This is a genomic window from Chitinophaga rhizosphaerae, assembly GCF_003958645.1.
GTDB lineage: Bacteria > Bacteroidota > Bacteroidia > Chitinophagales > Chitinophagaceae > Chitinophaga > Chitinophaga rhizosphaerae.
In genome coordinates, this window is the sequence record NZ_RXLO01000002.1 from 448,127 (window position 1) to 464,956 (window position 16,830).

At 53.9% G+C, this 16,830-nt stretch carries 22 protein-coding genes; all 22 read right to left on the reverse strand.

Features of this window, described 5'->3' with window-relative positions; translation table 11 throughout:
* Position 1: 1 nt before the first annotated feature.
* The gene (locus tag EJ361_RS05395) at positions 2–1,309 is read right to left on the reverse strand and encodes a hypothetical protein (protein ID WP_126244332.1); all 1,308 of its coding nucleotides are present in this window, start codon (positions 1,307–1,309) and stop codon (positions 2–4) included.
* Positions 1,302–2,069, reverse strand: coding sequence for a hypothetical protein (locus EJ361_RS05400; protein WP_126244333.1), 768 nt, complete (start codon positions 2,067–2,069; stop codon positions 1,302–1,304). Before EJ361_RS05400 ends, EJ361_RS05395 begins: the two co-directional genes overlap by 8 nt.
* Positions 2,066–4,027 (reverse strand): hypothetical protein, encoded by a 1,962-nt coding sequence (locus tag EJ361_RS05405; RefSeq protein ID WP_126244334.1) that lies wholly within the window; start codon positions 4,025–4,027, stop codon positions 2,066–2,068. Before EJ361_RS05405 ends, EJ361_RS05400 begins: the two co-directional genes overlap by 4 nt.
* Positions 4,027–6,072 carry a coiled-coil domain-containing protein gene (locus EJ361_RS05410; protein WP_126244335.1) on the reverse strand — a complete coding sequence of 682 codons (2,046 nt, stop codon included), beginning with the start codon at positions 6,070–6,072 and terminating at the stop codon, positions 4,027–4,029. Before EJ361_RS05410 ends, EJ361_RS05405 begins: the two co-directional genes overlap by 1 nt.
* Entirely contained in the window at positions 6,053–6,280 is a 228-nt protein-coding gene (locus EJ361_RS05415) for a hypothetical protein (protein ID WP_126244336.1), read from the reverse strand. Before EJ361_RS05415 ends, EJ361_RS05410 begins: the two co-directional genes overlap by 20 nt.
* A gap of 89 nt (positions 6,281–6,369) precedes the next feature.
* Complete coding sequence (locus EJ361_RS05420) at positions 6,370–6,708, reverse strand: hypothetical protein (RefSeq protein WP_126244337.1); 339 nt, start codon at positions 6,706–6,708, stop codon at positions 6,370–6,372.
* A 2-nt stretch (positions 6,709–6,710) separates the two neighbouring features.
* On the reverse strand, positions 6,711–7,133 hold the full coding sequence (locus EJ361_RS05425; protein WP_126244338.1) for a phage tail tube protein: 423 nt from the start codon (positions 7,131–7,133) through the stop codon (positions 6,711–6,713).
* A 10-nt stretch (positions 7,134–7,143) separates the two neighbouring features.
* On the reverse strand, positions 7,144–7,581 hold the full coding sequence (locus EJ361_RS05430) for a hypothetical protein (RefSeq protein ID WP_126244339.1): 438 nt from the start codon (positions 7,579–7,581) through the stop codon (positions 7,144–7,146).
* On the reverse strand, positions 7,578–8,120 hold the full coding sequence (locus tag EJ361_RS05435) for a hypothetical protein (protein ID WP_126244340.1): 543 nt from the start codon (positions 8,118–8,120) through the stop codon (positions 7,578–7,580). The genes EJ361_RS05430 and EJ361_RS05435 overlap by 4 nt, the downstream gene beginning before the upstream one ends.
* A 39-nt stretch (positions 8,121–8,159) precedes the next feature.
* Complete coding sequence (locus tag EJ361_RS05440) at positions 8,160–8,477, reverse strand: phage head completion protein (RefSeq protein WP_126244341.1); 318 nt, start codon at positions 8,475–8,477, stop codon at positions 8,160–8,162.
* On the reverse strand, positions 8,474–9,013 hold the full coding sequence (locus EJ361_RS05445) for a head-tail connector protein (protein WP_126244342.1): 540 nt from the start codon (positions 9,011–9,013) through the stop codon (positions 8,474–8,476). The genes EJ361_RS05440 and EJ361_RS05445 overlap by 4 nt, the downstream gene beginning before the upstream one ends.
* Complete coding sequence (locus tag EJ361_RS05450) at positions 9,010–9,279, reverse strand: hypothetical protein (protein WP_126244343.1); 270 nt, start codon at positions 9,277–9,279, stop codon at positions 9,010–9,012. The genes EJ361_RS05445 and EJ361_RS05450 overlap by 4 nt, the downstream gene beginning before the upstream one ends.
* Positions 9,280–9,281: 2 nt before the next feature.
* Entirely contained in the window at positions 9,282–9,704 is a 423-nt protein-coding gene (locus tag EJ361_RS05455; RefSeq protein ID WP_126244344.1) for a hypothetical protein, read from the reverse strand.
* A gap of 67 nt (positions 9,705–9,771) precedes the next feature.
* Entirely contained in the window at positions 9,772–11,049 is a 1,278-nt protein-coding gene (locus tag EJ361_RS05460) for a phage major capsid protein (RefSeq protein WP_164714093.1), read from the reverse strand.
* Between the two features lie 26 nt (positions 11,050–11,075).
* A complete protein-coding gene (locus EJ361_RS05465) occupies positions 11,076–11,831 on the reverse strand; it encodes an HK97 family phage prohead protease (RefSeq protein WP_126244346.1) in 756 nt (251 codons plus the stop codon).
* A 152-nt stretch (positions 11,832–11,983) separates the two neighbouring features.
* Positions 11,984–12,169: a hypothetical protein gene (locus tag EJ361_RS05470; RefSeq protein ID WP_126244347.1), complete on the reverse strand. Its 186-nt coding sequence runs from the start codon at positions 12,167–12,169 to the stop codon at positions 11,984–11,986.
* Positions 12,170–12,179: 10 nt separating this feature from the next.
* The gene (locus EJ361_RS05475; RefSeq protein ID WP_126244348.1) at positions 12,180–12,980 is read right to left on the reverse strand and encodes a phage minor head protein; all 801 of its coding nucleotides are present in this window, start codon (positions 12,978–12,980) and stop codon (positions 12,180–12,182) included.
* Entirely contained in the window at positions 12,977–13,261 is a 285-nt protein-coding gene (locus EJ361_RS05480; protein WP_126244349.1) for a hypothetical protein, read from the reverse strand. The genes EJ361_RS05475 and EJ361_RS05480 overlap by 4 nt, the downstream gene beginning before the upstream one ends.
* A gap of 10 nt (positions 13,262–13,271) precedes the next feature.
* On the reverse strand, positions 13,272–14,669 hold the full coding sequence (locus tag EJ361_RS05485) for a phage portal protein (RefSeq protein WP_126244350.1): 1,398 nt from the start codon (positions 14,667–14,669) through the stop codon (positions 13,272–13,274).
* A 51-nt stretch (positions 14,670–14,720) separates the two neighbouring features.
* Positions 14,721–15,983: a hypothetical protein gene (locus tag EJ361_RS05490; RefSeq protein ID WP_126244351.1), complete on the reverse strand. Its 1,263-nt coding sequence runs from the start codon at positions 15,981–15,983 to the stop codon at positions 14,721–14,723.
* 124 nt (positions 15,984–16,107) lie between these two features.
* Entirely contained in the window at positions 16,108–16,572 is a 465-nt protein-coding gene (locus tag EJ361_RS05495; protein ID WP_126244352.1) for a terminase small subunit, read from the reverse strand.
* Positions 16,547–16,762 carry a hypothetical protein gene (locus EJ361_RS05500; RefSeq protein ID WP_126244353.1) on the reverse strand — a complete coding sequence of 72 codons (216 nt, stop codon included), beginning with the start codon at positions 16,760–16,762 and terminating at the stop codon, positions 16,547–16,549. Before EJ361_RS05500 ends, EJ361_RS05495 begins: the two co-directional genes overlap by 26 nt.
* Positions 16,763–16,830: the final 68 nt, after the last annotated feature.

The following is a 16,830-nucleotide window of genomic DNA, read 5'->3' on the forward strand; positions in this document are numbered from 1 at the left end:
GTCATATGTGTATTAAAGCGGGGAATCCCACGTTCTCGGGGCGGGCTTCGGAGCCGCCCTCGGAAACTATGTTCCCCATTCCAAAAAGATTCGGTTGCGTATTTCCGGGATCGTTGTCACCGTTTACCGCTGTTCCGGTGCCAGTGATCTGCATTAACCCTTTGAAATTGCCATTTTCGTGGTTGTGTGCCTTGTTCTGGTTGGCCTCCGTGGAGCCGACGATATTCGGCTCAGACCGGTCGGGATCTTTCCCCGCACCAAGATCCAGGAAACGTGGGAACCATCCATCCCACTTCGGCACCATCACCACTCCACCACCTCGCGCCCACTTCGTAGGGTTTGCGGCTGCCTGGGCGATTGTGACTACCGAACCCGGGTAGGCTGCGGCGAGCGCAACACAATAATCGTCAACACCGGGGTATTCGTTGGCCTGTAGCGTCTGGCGCTGTGCGCGGATCAGGTCAGGGCCGGGTATACCGCCAAATGCAGGCATGCCCACCTGCTTCCACCGTTCTCCCTGGGCGACAACGTACCAAACTGTACCGATCCGGACGAGAAATACGTAGTCGATTTCCCCCAGGACAACACGGGTGGGCACCAGCGAAACACCGCGCACCATAGTCTGACCTGCCGGCGCGGCCACAACGGATTGCTTTTGCTGCCCGCCGCCAGTACGTACCACGCACAGCACATTCTCCGGGTAAGCCGAGTTCAGTGTGTAGGTGATTGCCAGCGACGTGGCAGATTGCAGCAGGATCATTTTCCGGTCGAATGCCGCACCTGCGGTAACACTGGAGGTAACCACCTGCACCCCGGAGGTAAACCGGGCGATTGCGTCAGGGGTAGCCACCACGCTACTGATAACCGGCTTGAACTCGACCCGGTATTTCTGGCCGTTCACGAAATAGGCGCCGGTCTTGGTGTGGTGAAACCCGCCACCGGAGACATTGTTCTGCCACTCCGGGCCTTTCTCCATGAAGCCCATCCCGCGCATATCGATGCTGTATTCTTTCCCTTCCAGGTATGCGTCAACCAAACGGATCGGCTTGCCGAAAGTCGGAGACACTGGGTTCGTGTCGTTCTCCAACGTAGCGCCATGCATCTCGCCGCCGATCGTGTAGTACCGATCTGGCAGGTTCACGGCGGAGCCCAGCTGATCGGCGATGATGTCGCCGGCATTTTCGATGGGTGTTTTATATGCCTTCTTGGTCGCAGGATCCCCCACCACCAGCTGCCACAATTTGGTGACGGCTATTCCGGAGGGAAGATCCTGGACGGCTACGAGGTCTACGATATCAAACTCAGGCATAATTCGGGCTTATAAGTTCGTTAGTGTCTGGGTCGGGAGTAATACCCTCGTTGTCCGTTCCTGTCCACAGGCCCAATCCAGGCGAAGCGGACGCAAATACAACGGACGGCACGAAAGGCGCATCCCACTCAGCCAGCAGGCTGAAATCGCACCCGGATGTATACCCGGTCAACTGGAAGTATTGATTCTCCGGATAGGAGTTGAATTGGTTGATTACATCGTCCGCGTTATAGGCGATGCCGATCACGCCACCAGGACTTGTGCCGTCCGCGTTGTACCAGTACAGCGATACCGGGTACGGGTCGGGGCAACCGAACAGGCGCGCCATAGACGAATCTGCGAGGAAGACGTCGGCGGGAATTGGCTGGAAAACGTCCTTTGCCATACCGGTACCGGTAGCCGCCATGTCGAACTTGATGACGTCCTTCATCTGGCTGGTGAAATTCAGCGAGGTAATCAGGATGGAGCCGGACATGGAATAGCCACCCACAGCATATGCCGAAGCGCGCCATTTCAATTCCGCGCCCTGTTCGGCCCAGCCTTTGAGCTTCACCCAGTTCACCGAGGCGCGGAACACCACTACGCCTGGCACCTGCACCGTGTAGGTGATGTCGTCGGCGAGGAACCGGCGCCACCGGGTGGTCGGATCGACGATCCGGCGGGTGGAGTACTGGAAATCAAAAACGCAGTCTGTCGCATAACAGATAGGCGTTTCGACCCCGTTGTCCTCTATGTAGATTATGAAGTCCTTTCCTTTCATTCGTTTTCCTCCTCGATGTCAAACTCACGTATTTCAACCTGCGCCCCGCCTTCCGGTAAAAGCTCGATGAGCGATACCTCGTGCGTGCAGGTAAGGTTATTGTAGGTGTCACGCAGCTGCAGGTAACGTTTACCCGGCAGCGCGTCGAACTCGATCACACTGTAATACTCCAGCGTATTGCTGTACAGGCTCCCCTCCCAGCTTTGCAGGGATCTGGCGTACTGGTCGATGTGCGCCCGCACCATGTGGCGTTCGATATCGTCGGCGACGATGCCGGGCTTACTGCTCTCCCAGCTGGCAACCGGCTCTTTTGCCGCCCCGGTGAAAAGCGTGTTGGACGCACCATCATCACCGGTATCAATGAAACTGAACTGCTGCGGATCTGTCTTTTCGCGGGAGAATTTCGCCCCGTTGATCGCCGCCAGGCGCCGCCCTTTTGAGGCGAGATTGATGATGCCCATCTTCGGCGGCCAAAGTGTAACGGAATCGACGAAAGGCCCATCCACCGTTTCGGACAATTCGTAGGGTGTGTAAAAAAACAAGGATAACTTGAACGAAGTCGGCGGTGGACCTGACGGGGTACCGTTTGGACGAGGGTGTGGCACAGGTAAGGATCTAACCTTAAAATTGCCGTCTCTTTTACGACCGTTGCGAATAAGGTTTTGCCGGGACGTATCTTCTACACCTTGCCCCTCAGCTACCCAGTCACCGCCAGCTCCCATAGTGAACCCGAGGTAATCCGGATCGTCACTGTCTAGATTTACTAGGAACGCAAAGGTTTTTGTGTTATTAAATCGATACTTGAATTCCAAATCCAACAATTCTCCGGGCTTAATACGTATGTTCTGTGTATCGCTATAAAATCCCTGGCTAATATTATGCAGGCTGTTGGTGCTGAATGGAATAAGCGCGCCGTAAGGGCTCTCGATTGTCCCATCCCCCACCCTACCTAGCGCAGGAGTGCCGAGTGATCGATGCCATTGGTCATAATTTGCGGTACCGTCATAGGTCTCCCAGTTGAAATTCAACAGAATATTAATCCCCTGGTAGTTCACTTCGAAAGTGGCTTTCTTCAGTGCGGGCACCATGGGCAATTCCGGGTCGTCGTCGATTGGCAGCACGTCGAAGGCGCCTACCGTCGATCCACCAGATGCCAGCATTTCAGGAACAGCGACATCGGTCACGGTGAATTCGCTTTCGTAGCGCTCCACGGTGAACGTATCGCTGGTCAAATCCTGCATGCGGACGAACCAGACCTGACCACCTGCGATAAAACACCGAGCGTAAAAGGTTTTACAGAAAGCGGTTATGACGTCGTGTACCATTACGGGACCGGTGACAAAATCATAAAAGATATCAGTATGGATGAAAGTTCCGTTCAGTAACCGCTTCCCTGCCTCGATATTGGTCGGCGTAAGGCTGCAGAGGATGTTTATGGACGTGCCGGCGTCGACGATCTGGTGCAGGGCACGGGTAAGCATAGTCTCGTACAGGCTCACCTTATCGTACACCAGCTTTTGATCTGTATCGTACATATCGAACGGAACCGCTTTGGCGTAGGAAAAACCGTCCACGGCTTTCAGCGTTATGGTGTACGGCGCGTGCTTCCAGGTGCGGGAACAAAAATCCGGTTTGATGTAGTAAACCCCATCCAGCACGTTGTTCCGGTACACTTCCACCCGCCAGCGGCGCTCCGAGGCTTCAAAGAACTCTTCAGGAAGGGGTTCGCCGACAGCGCCGGTGAATTCGTAGGAGAACGTTATCTGGCGCCCGATGATAAAATTTGCCTTCTCGTCGTCCGTCTCGATGCGCTCAGTGATGAGAGGATCGCCGGATGGCACCAGCGTATATACGGAGCCCGCAGCTTGCTCTCCGTCGAGAATATCGACGCGCCAGGTGGCTGGCGTCACGACGTGCCGGTCGCGGAAGGAGAAGGTGTATTTCAGTTCATACGCCATCAGTTGACCCTCCCCTGCTGCGATGCAGCCTTTTTCATGATAATGAACAGATCCTGACCCCGAACCTTGGTTACCAGCTCCCCGTCGAAACCGCGCATGCCGCCGAACGCCTCGCGCCAGTCTTCACTGGGTACAATAGCCTCTTTGCGGCCGGGGTTATCACCCACGCGGGCTATTTGGTCACCGTAGACGATACCGCCAGTAGCGAATGAGGGGATTTGCGCAGCATATGCTTTCAGGGCCCCGCCTGCGATAATTGCAGCGGCGCCGGCAGCTAATGCAACAGTGGAGTTAAGCCCACTTATCGCGATTTTAATGCCGTCCAAAACCTTACTGTAAACAATAAGTTCCTTTCCCAAAGCCTGCATATAGCCGCCGAGAATGTTCAAAAACGATGACATTGCAGCCTTTATACCACTCTGCGATCCAATAATTGCTGCTCCTATTCCATCGCCGAGCGCAAGGAAAGCGTTCATCGTTGCTTCTCTTGCCATTATGGTGAGTCTTTCATTTAAAGCAGTAATCTCTTTGGAAAGATTGTTCCCTAAAGTAGCTATGCCTGCCCGGAAAGCCTCATTATTGAATCCGATCGTTGGTAACGCCTCAATCTTCACTGGTAATTTGATTGTTACCGGCGTCTTGGTCAGGGAGTTCTGCAGCTGCTCGATCTGTGTTTTTATCTGGTTGAACAGCTCATCCCCTGGGCGTACACCGAACTCTGCCAGATCCTTCAGCGCCTTCTCGAACACGCGGAGTTTGTCCACGGCGAGACTGGCCACCGTACCGCCGACTGCGGCAAAAGCCACATTCAACCCGGTCAGGTCTTTGTTCATTTCCTGCACCACATCGGAAATGGTCTTCCCGGCCGCTTTGGCTTTATCAGCCTGGATGCCGAATATCTTACTACCGAATTGTACCGCAAGCGCATCCTGCCGTTTGATGAGTTCGTCAATGGTTTTCACCAATTCCTGCTCTTCCTTGTTCAGCCCGGAGATGTTGCCCTGCAATGAATTGACAGTAGCGGCGGCGGATAGCCCTGCCGCCTGGAAACGATCCATCTGTTGCGCTGCGCCAATACCGATGCCGCCTTTCGGCGCCTTTGCGGCCTCCTCGTCGATCTTGCGAGCGTTGGCCTGGGCTTCTGCCAGCTTGGCAATCTGTTTGGTGCGCTTCATATCGATCTCCAGCCGCTGCGCGGACAACTCGCCGATCTTCTTCTCGATGGCGCGAGCCTGTGCGGTGGCGATGATTGATTGGCGGAGTTTGTCATATGCGGCCGCCCCCTGACCAGCAAGCAGCGCCTCGTTGGTGAAGTTCTTGAAGTAGTCGGGGTATTTCTTCTGCAGGGAATCGATGAGTTTATTGCGCTCTGCCAGTGGGACATTAAGGTTTTGCGTAGCCCGATACAGCGCGTCAATTTTTGCAAGTTCCGTCTGTGCGTCCTGCGCACCAGCCAGCATTGTATCGTTTACGGCCTTCTGGATTCGCGCCTGTTCCTTCATGGGGTTCAGGATAGCGTCCACAGCTTCGCCCAAACTGCCATATTTCTGCACAGCGACGGTAACGGCAGAAATGGCCAGGTTAAGCCCCAGTACCACACCGCCAGGGCCGAGAATAGATTGCCCCAAAGCCCTCAACGCTCCACCTGCGCTGCCTGCCTGTTTAGATAGGCCACCCAGCTGGGTAATGAGTTCGGAGATATTATTCCCTACGGCGATGAAGCCAAAGGGCGCATCCTGTATGATACGTGTAAACCCGGTCAGCGATGTGCTTGCATCTGCTACTCCGCGTTTAACATTACCCATACCAGAAACAGCTTTTTTCCCCGAATCGGTGAAGGCATGAGACATGGAGGTTATCGCATGCATTGTAACACGGGTGGATTGCGCCACCTCTCCCAGCAGTTTTTCGATCTTGCTGAGGTCAGCAATTGCAGCATTCGCGTGCTTACCAACACCGTTGAGCGCGTCGCTTATCGCCTTCGCCCCTTCCTCGGCTCTTTTGGTTTCTGCGTCAAAAATGAGTTTAATTCCGGCTTGATCCATTACTCACGTTTTGCAGGCGATCCCACGCCTGGTTCATCATTTCTATGTCCGGTATCGAATTATCTAGTTTGTCGGTGTACAGCGGCCACTCCTCCTGCATTGCGCGGAACGACTTCGGCTTTTTGCTGTTGGCGTTGAAGGTCAGCCAGTACAGCATTCTGAACGGCTCCTGCCGTTGCGCATCCCGCGTACGGTAGCCTTCAATCATCCAAATCAGCTCCTGCAGGCTTAATTCGTCAAAATCAGCAGGAGAAATACCGACCTCGCAAATCGCGATCTTCTCCAGATCACGGAGGGTTATTTTTTTTTATCCGCTCCGGGCTCCGAAGTCGAGGCGCCTTCCGCCGGCTCGATGTCCATTGCCACTTTGAAGGCCGTCAGGATTGGCAGGTGCTCCTTGGGCGACATCTCATCAAACCATTCCTGCACCTCCTGAAAGGTGATCGGGCAGGGCACTTTCCGACGAGCATGTTCACGTAGAATGCCTGCAAATGCGATTTTGGCCGCATGATCTTCATCCTGCTCGTCGTCGGTGAGCGGATCCTTCTTCAGGAGGGAACGCAAAAGTTTCAATGCGCCAGCGTCGAAACGCAGTTGGCGGACAACGCCGCCCAGTTCAAATTGTACGTCTGTCATAATCACGGTGTTGGTGCGGTTGCTACTGTGCCGGAAACGTTCAGTTCACCGGAGAAGGTTACGAATTCGTTGTACGGAGCGCTCTCGTTGTAGGACGAAATGTATGCGGTAAAGGCGCGATAATAGGAGTCGTCCGAATTGGAGATCTTCCACTCCTTTTTGGTTTTCGCCTGGGCAATCTCCAACAGGTTTTCACCGCTTACCTCTGTGGAAGTGGGATCCAGTTTGAAGAAACCTTCAAACGACCCCGTCCAGGTAACATCGCCGGCTTCCCGGTCGATCCCGCATTTGGAATCGCCATTCAGTTCTTCCACGGCGAGATCGATGTCGGTGGCGGTAAGACAAGCGAGCACTTTCCAGACAGGCACTGCGGTCGTTCCCGTGTTGAGGAAAAGGCCGACGTCATTCGCTTTCAGCTTTGCCATTATTTTACATTTAGTGTTGGTTTACAATGAGTTGAAATCGGATGGCCTTCTCGACGAAGCGGTGGCGGGCGTCGGCGTACCGGCGCGTATCGCTTCCCTCTACATTTGTGACCACTAATTGGAAATCGGGGCCCAGGTCGAGCTGGGTAACAGGATCGGGGTTAACGATCTGGGTAATCTGGGTAGCAATGTTGTCTGCGAACAAGGTATTCCCACGGTCGGTGAGGTCGAATCGGGTGACAACATGCACGATAATCGTGTTGTATGTTATGAAAGTCTGCTTATCGCCGTTCTGGTTGCATGTCTGCGAACCGAGGACGATGTATTGATCCGGAGCAGATAAATCGGCATTCCCGTCGTAGATCGGCACTGGTTGCCCCAAGTGGAGCACCACACCGTCACATGCAAGAAAAATGGCGTTTCGTATGGCTGCGCCGGGATCTTTCATTTAAATAATTCTTTGAGTCGTTTTACTACTTCGGCTTTGTTCTTTACGTACGCTGGGTACAGAAATGGTCTAGCTGGCAATCCGCGCTCCAGTATCTTAATCATGATCGAATACGTCACATCGATGTAGCTTTCAGTTCCATCTGAGGCGGTATAGATTTGGCGATCTGGTATTCCGTGCCGCTTCATCCATGCCCGGATGTTCTCCTCGAACTCGTCCCAGGTGCCAGGATAAGGGCCTTTGTACTTCATCGCGTATTGTGCCCATTCTGCCGGCACACTGACCTGTCGCCCTGTACCCCATTCGATAAAAGGTGCGTATTTGGACGAATTCAGTACTTCGTATTTATTCTTCCCGATCGCACGCACCTGTTGGTGAGATATCAGCCCTCCGCCTGCTCCCAGATCAATCGCACCCTCTCGCTGAATATTGCTGATCGCATCGTCGTTGGTATCGAATGCCGCGGCTTGGAGAATATCATCGACATCGTTTATGAGCTTCTTGTCGATTTTCTTCAGCTTACCAAAGGCCTTATCCATGCCCTCAATTTTCAGCGTGTATCGCACGCGGCCCATTATCTACACTTTTTCGGTGATGGTGATATACCAGAAACGCTCTCGCAGATCCGACTCAATACCGGTGATCGTAAACGATCCGCCTTTAAAGGCTACGAGCATTTCGTACTGAGGCGCGAAGCCGTTGCGAAACCGTAGCGACAACCGGTAGGTATTACCCAGGGAAGGTTGGAACCCCTCCTCTCCCGGTTTGCTGCTCACCTGCTTCGCCCCCACCCAGTCGGTTAGGGTATCGGTGTACTCGACCGTTTGGCCACCACCGGCAACCGCCGTTGCGACGGGAGTCTGAAAGGTGGCTTTATACCGCATCTGGCCGATCATATCCACGCGTTTTTGTCGTAGCCAGCCAACATGTAAAGAACATCGGTGTTAAGTTGCCCCGTCTTGGCAGTATCACCCCGGTTCTCGTACATCCATGCGACCTGCTTCAGGACACCCTGGCGGAGTGCCTCCGGCGCCGTTACATATCCGGCGTCGTAGGTTATCGTCCACCAACCTGCTGCACCTTTGAACTGTTTGAATTGATCGCCGATGATCGTATAGGTGGAGGTAGTGATGGTCAGGGTATCGTCGAGGTCGTACTTGAAAGTCGAGGCGGTAATGTTACCGACGGGCCCGTAGGGCAGCGCAATTGCACTGCATCCGTCATGGGAAAAAGTAACTTTCAGCGACCGTACTGCCAGGAAGATGTTCAGGCGCTTCTCCAGTAGCTGGCGGGCACCCGTGATCATCCCGGAAATCACCGCATCGTCATCGGCAAAGCTCACCCGCAGGAAGTCTTTGACCTCCTGTAGGCTTACCGGTTCCTGGGCAGGAGCCGCAAGCTCTACGACGTCTTTGATGCGGTTACGGATCATTTCTGTTTAACTTTTCTGGGTTTTGCAACTTTAGGAGCGGCAGGTACACCCGTTTCACCTTCGACTTCCGGTGCTTCCGATGCTTCCGGTGCTTCCGGTGCTTCCGGTGCTTCCGGTGCTTCCGGTTCCGCATCAGGGAGTTTCACATACCCCGCATTCCGCAGGAGCTCCGCGCGCCTTTCGTCGCACTCGTACTCCATGCCGACCGTCTGCAGCTCTTTGGTGTCCCGGTCGATAAATTTCTTGGTAACAAGGGTCTTGACCATGGCTATGAATTTTGTTTGCGTGCGTTAATCATACCCTTGACTTGGGCCGACATAGTACCGGTACCGGTGAACTTTAACCGGATATATCGGAAACCGACGTCCTTCAGCGACCAGCCGAATGTCTGTGATGCAACATCCGTCGCCGTCGCTGCGGCATTGGCAGTCAGGGAATAGTAGTTCGTACCGTCGATACTATATTCCAACGCCACAGTGCCCGCAACGGTGCCGCTAATCTTCGTATAGGTCACGGAGATCTCGGCAGTTTTGTAGAAACTGTTCAGCGGCGTCGGAATGGTCATGTATTTGGTCGCGGTGTTGGTCACCGTGTCCAGTGCCTTGCTGTATTGCGACACAAAGGCGGTCTGCGCCTGGGAGGCCAGGGCAAAACCGAACACCAATGTCACGAGAAAGAGGAAACGTTTCATTTGCTTTTAGAATGAGGGAGGGCGGTTTTACGCCACCCTCCCGGTGAGGTATTTCGTTAAGGATCTGTTACACTACAGGGGTTGCCACGTCGCCAGCGATGAAAAAGCGGCTACCATATACAGGAAGCGCAACGGTTTCTTCGATACGAACGGTATACTTGTTACGACGGAAGTTATCCTGATCGTGTTCGCTGATTTCCAGTCGCATATCTTCCTGAACGAGCAGTTGTGCGCCCAGGCTCCAGTCACCAATAAGGAATTTGTTCGCTTCTGCTCCCGCGAAGTCTTTGTTCATGGCAGTGGAAGAATACACCGGAATACCAGAAACATACATTACCCCATTCACAAACGTTACATTCTTAGGCAGATCATACTCACCTGATCCTGCAGCTTTGTTTTTGAAGAATGAGAAATAGTACTTGGGGCGCAGCAGAATTGTCGTAACGTCAGTTTCCAGTTCATCTTCAGCCTGAGACAGGCCGTCGATAAGCTGTTCTACCAGGGTATCCGCCGTAGAATCGGAAGCGGTATAGTTACCGGCGGTTAAAATGCCCTTCAGGTTATCACCGGTACCATCGCCCCACAGTTCCTGGCGATCTTCAGCTCTGCGAAGAAGTTCGGGGAGGCGGGACTGCATGAGTGATACAAACCCGGGGATATTGTTGAACGCCTTCTTTGTTACGTCCATCAGCCCCGCAATGGTCTGGATTTTAACACTGTCTTCCTGCAGTCTCAGATCCAGTTTGGATTTTACCGCCCCTTCTGTATGAACATCGGGCGCACCTTCACCGGGAATTTCCCGCATGTATACGAATTCAGTGCCGGGACCGATCGAGCCAACAGGTAACAGATCCCGCACATTCACCTTACGTTTGGGCAGTTCGATAATACCGGGACGAATAATGTTCCCCCATGCATCACCGCCACTTACGCTGGCCGTTGTTACGTCACCAACTGCTTTTAATTGGATTGATAGGTTCTTTTTCCGGCCGCTATCACCGCGAGCCATTTTCTCCAGCTCATCGGTTTGTTCAACCAGCGCATCAGCAAGCACCTGATTGAAGTTCTTCCGCTTCGGCTCAGCCCCTTCGCGCCCACGAGCAGCTTTCAGGGATTTCACTTCTTCTTTCAATTTATCCTGCTCGTCACGTACAACAGTAACGCTGGATTTCACTTCTTCGACGCCTTCTTTGACGCCTTTCACTTCGTCGGCGACATCGCCGATTTGCTTTTTCACTGCTGCCTGGCCTTTTTCGGCCTCGGTTTTCAGCTCTTTGACCGCTTTGGTCACTTCCTCCATTCCGCCGCCGCCATCGGCGAGCGCGTCACGGTACAGGAAGTTCATGGGAAATAATATCCGAAACATGAGTGTCAGTTTTTGTAGATGTTTTGAACTGATTTTATTTCACTCAATAAACCGGAGTAATCAACCGCTTTGACAACCGGCTGCGTGGTCTCGGATGCCGGCGCAGTGGCTTTTTCGTCAATGTCAAGAAGATATTGTTGAATCGCTTTGAGTTGTAATTCCAGTAAGGAAAAAGTTTCGTCGGAATAGTGACCGTTGCGGAGACTTTTGATCGTCCGCTCCAGCATGGAGGACGCCTCCGCTTTTGTAAGGGATTTGGCGACTCCGAAGGTCGGCGTGTTGGCATTCGCGCCCCACAGGACGGTGGAACCTTCCCACAGCGCGATTTGCTTGATGATGTTTACACCATCTTTACGTTGTTCTTCTTCGATTACGCCGAATCCGATACTGTGCTGGTTGATGTGGCCGTCCACATACAGCTCCATCACGTCGTTACCCAGGCGGGTACGGCTGGGAGAGGAGATACCAATGAGATAATCCCCTTCAACGTACAGGTCGGAGAACTTACCCAGTGCATGCTCCATCAGGTATACGTGATCGGTAAGGTGCCAGATCTCGTTGGTGCCTTTAGGGCCGCGTTCCTTGATAGTCTTTGTTGCGGCAGAATGCAGGATGATATCGCGATCGCGGTCGAGGTTAGCCTCTCCGAACGATGCGATTGCAATTTTCAGTGTACGAGACTGCGTGTCTACGTCCTTAATGCCCCCATCGAGGGTCTTGTACTGAATGTTCCTTTTCATGCGCGTTATGGGAATGCGCATGGTCAGAGGTTACCTGTAACGGTACAGGCGCGTGAACTGGACGTTTTTCTTTGCGGGGAGAATCAGATAAATTGGGTGGGAAATTGGTTCTGGCTTTCTCTTTGCGCGGAGTAATCTTGCGCTTTTCTGCCATACGTTTACAAAAATAGTATTTATTTCAATTCGCAAAATAGTTTTTCGATTTCTTCCAAAGTTTTTTTCGGCACCAGGTGCAAATCTCTTTTCTGTTCGATGCGTTGCTTCAGTTGAAATCGCTCAAACTCCAGCCGCATGCGGATCAGGCGGCACGCGCCTGGCGGCGTCGGTATAACAATCTTAATCGCTTCTTCCAATGTCATTACGATACTTTTACGCTCTTATCGGCATCCCGTTTCCGTCGCGCGCTGGCCTGGTGCTCACAATGCATCGACATTGAATGACTTCTTTCGCGCCACCTTGCGGATCACCCGGATGCATCATGCCATTGCTGAACGGCTGCTCCAGCGGCACAACTTCACCTCCCACGCCACCCTGTGCCACGTCCTTGTGCGTTTCGCGGACACGTCCGTCGTGGGCATTTACCCAGCGCTTATTCATCCGCAGGCCACTGCGCCGTGCCGCAGTCATGCCGCCGAAGTTCGCCGCAGCTACGGTCTCCGTGCGGGAGATCACCCGCGCACGTGCCAGCGGGATCGTTTTATCATCCCTCATGGATCTGGCGATCTGCTCCGGGCCGAGTCCCGCCTCGCGGCCTTCGATGATCTTACGGATCAGCCATTCCTTGGTGGTCTCGTCAATGCTGGTGATCTTATCCCCGCCGTAAGCGGTGAAAAAGATATTCAGTATCGCCTCCCACTCGGCATTGAAGCCGAAAGCTTTGGTGCGTACGGGAACATCATAACCTTTCACCTGGTCGAGGATGTTGCCGTACTCAATGTTCGCCCAGCGGACTCCTACATCCGTATACAGGCGCTGCAGCAGATCCGCCACATCCTGCCGGCGAATCAATAGCGACATGGCGGCAATCGTCTGCTCGATGCCGTTCTCGACGAGGTACGCCGCAATCTGACGTGCCTGGCGCCGCAACAAGGCGTACACCTGCTTCGCATATTTGCGTTCGTACCGTTTCTGAAACGTCTCAAACTGCCGCCATATCTGCCGATCGGTCATAAAGGCGAAATCGTTGCATCCAGATTCATGTTATCGCAGAGTCCAATGCCCGTGATCGTTTTCTTGTCAGGCATGGTCGTATCAAACTTGTACCCAATGGCGGGATAAAGACCAGCACACTCATTGTCTGTTTCAATGTCTGCCACGATTTCGCCATTCGCGCCAATCCGGAGCCATGCCTTACCGATCGCGATGTGGTCAAAATTCCGTGACACTATCACGGGATTCTCCCACGTAAGCCCTGTCTCCTGTTTCTCAACAACAATGTTTGTGTAACGCATAAAAATTGGATTATTTATAATCAGAAATTCCATTTCGCAACAGCTTCTCAACATCGGTACTAATGTCGTCAGCCGGGGCGCTCAGTTCGTCAAGCGGCACCAAGTTGGCAGGTGCATACCTGCGGTTCATGACGGGATCGGTTTCGTCGATCTCCCAGCCCAGGTATTCTAGCATCTGGTTAGGGGTGAGCGGCCAGATCTTCATCACGGCGTTCACCTGCTTCTCCAGATCCTCCTGCAGCTCCGGGATGGCCGAGAAATCCGGCTCCAGCCAATAGCGCCGGCCGTCTTTGTACATCGGCAACAGCCAGGCATTCAGGTCATCGCGCAAGGAGCACCACTCCGGTATGATCTTGTTGGTAACGAACGATTTTATGGATGCCTCCAGGTTGGCCAGCGTACCCTTGCTGGGGTCGAGGATAACCGGCGGAAAGCCGAACACGTTGCACAAATCCTCTTTGGACATGCGCTTCACGCCCTCCATAGCCATTTCCTGCATAGTCTGGCCGAGGTTGATATACCCCAGTTCGGTATTGGCGAGTCCGACGCGGCCAAGATTCTGGATCCCGTTTACTTCCTGGTCGAGCCTGTCCTGCAGCTGATCCCGCTGCTCCACGGACATGCCCTTCTCCCCTTTCGCGAACATCACGCCCTTGCTGCCGAGGTTCTGCATAACGGTCGCACTGGCGCGGTCGGCTTTGCTGCGCTCCGTGGCGACCATTGCCCCGGCTTGCAGCGGCGCCATACCGTACAGGTGAGACCCGTCGGTCGACCAGTTCGGGTTCCAGTATTTCCAGTACAGTACGTCCTCTTTCCGCAGGTTGGTGATGTACCCGTGTTTCAGCTGGTAGCCAACGGGCACGAGGAAATCAGGGCGTTTGCATACGATGTCGATGTCTTGCGAGGGCAGACACCACAGCTCCAGCGGTTCACCGCCTTCAATGCCTCCGCGGTTCGCCCAGGCTGTGCCGGCACCGGTAATGAGTTTGAAACCGTAGAGGTTCTCGATGAAGGAGGAGCCGCCCTGCATGGGATTCGGCCGCGCCAGCAGGTCAAGTACCGGGTGGGTGTCCACCGCCTTCAGCGCCTTCCGCCGCAACTTTGTAGCCTCGATCGCTGCCGCTTTGGTGGTTGGAAAGCCACTACCCAAAAGCACCTTATACCGCTTGAAGGCGGCATCATTGGTCTTTTCGTAGAGATGAAGGGGAACGGTGGAGAACTTTCGGGCAGAATAGGAAATGATCGCGTATACGATCGCGTTGGCGGAATACCCGTTCTTCACATACTGGTTGGTGTTCTGCAAGTTGGATACCAACTGCGCTCCCACCTCCCGCATGCCGCCATTATTCACCGGCAATCGGCCTCCAAAGGCCTGTGCCGCGTATTTCAAGCGTTGGACAATGTTCATTTGCCGTGTTTTACGGCCAAATCGGGAGAGAACCGGAGCCAGAGAAAATATCTAGAACCATTCCTTTTGCGGCTGCGTGTGCCGCTGGATGGCTTGTACTATTGCGTCGTTCAGGTCATCGTGCAGGCCGTTCGGGAACGCCAGCAGACCCTGTTCGGGATCGTCGTACAGCATATCGACGAGACTTTGCCGGATAAACACCAGGCCGGCTTCCACCGGCGGCGTCGCCATCTTCGTCCGGGCGATCTTGTCGCCACCAACCACCTGCACCTCGATCGCCGGTATGCCATTGGACACCAGCGTCTGTTTGGCGCTTTTACCGGAAGCCTTCGCCTCGACGTAGTGTGGCGCCGGCAGCAGCTTCATAAACCGGATCAGCTGCGGGAACTCCTTTTTGGCGTGCCCGATCTTGTCGATGAAGATCTTACGGCCCTCCTTCAGCCGGATGGCACCGGATGTACAATACGCGCTGGCGTCATTCTTCTGCGCCTCCGTATAGGCCGTGTCCCAGTCAGAACCGTAGTCCTCCAGCTGGTCGGGCGTCGGGAAAGCGTTGTCCGGAATAGCGATGAACCACCGCTTCCATATCCCACCATCCTCCGGCGCCGGGCGCTGCTGGATCTGGCCGGCATATCCGTAGCTGCCAAGATCGGTCTGGAGCTTTTCCAGGGCTTCGCGCGGTAACCGCCGAACGTCCAGCAACCCGTCAATGTACCGATCCTTCAATTCAGCTGGATGGACGTCCTTACTGAGTTCGCCCGGCAGACAGATGTACCGCAGCAGCTTCTTTTTTCGCCATTCTCCGGCGGGATCCGCCTCGTGGAGGCGCTGCATGACCATAATGGTCACCGAACGCTTTTTATCCGTTTTCCGGGTCGCCAGCGTGCGGGAAACGAACCTCGTCGCTTTCTTCAGGTCGGTATCGCTGGTCGCCTGTTCCGGATTCAGCGGATCGTCGATCAGGATAAAGTCGCCATGCATCCCGGTAACCCGTCCGCCGGTGCTGGTTACGAAACGTTCGCCTTTCGCGTCGTTCTTGTAATGCGTCTTGCCGTCGGTGTCGTCTTTGAACTTTACGTAGTCCTTGCCGAACAAGGCCTGGAACTTCTCCGACTTCAGGCAATCCCGCGTTTTAACAGCGTGCGCCGTGGCAAGATCTGCCGCGTAGCTGCTGGAAATAATCCTGGCTGATCGGTCTTTCACCCACAACCAGGCCGGGAACAGCTGCGTAACGATGGTACTTTTCGTGGAGCCTGGCGGTACGTTTATCAGGACATCGTCCTGCGATTCGCCCCGCGCCCACCTCTCGTACACATCCTGCAGTTCATCACAGATGTACTCGATGTGCCAGTTGGGCACCAGCTCCGCCGCCTCGATCGTTTCCCACATTTCGAGAAAGAACCGGTAAAAACGGCGTCTACACAGCTCCGCCAGCGCTTTATTCGGATCCAGCGCCGGAAGCCCGGACGATTTCTTCAAGTGCTCCATCGCTCAACTTCCCGTAGTCCACGTTTATCTTTTCTCCCTGCGTGGTAACATCGGTACGCTCCACCAGGCCGTTCAATCGTTGCGTGATGCTGGGGTTATAAATTCCCGCCATGCCGCCCTCGATTTGATCCTGCCTGATTTCGCGGCGTATACGCGCGCAGATACTTACGAAGGCTTCGTAACGCCCTTCGTAGTTCATGAAATAGTGCGCTAGTGTGCCAATCACACCTAATCCTTCTACGTAGTTCTCAAACCCTTCGAGGGTAAGTGGCTTTTCACGACGCTTATGAACCTCTACGGCATCCTTTCCGACGTAGTCATGTACCTCAAAAGGCGAAGTCTTTACCAGCTGCTTATATGCTTCAAACAGCTGGTAAAGGCGTTCGGGACTACTGATGCTTTTCGGTCGTCCCATGCTTTTTAGGTTTTTGTGGTCTTACGGTGTGCGTGTAGCCCTTCGAAACCGGGGCGCGCAACGGGGAGATGATGAGGTTTACCCATCCATCTTTGTCGGGAAGGGAATTGATCTGGGCAATGAATTGCTCGCGCTTGATGCCGATAAGCAATTCGCCACTGCTCTCTTTCACGTTAATTCCTTGGATCATTGCCGAGTGTTTGTGAGTTACACCGGCTATAAACTGTGTGGGTAATCGGGTAGCCTGATGTAACAAAA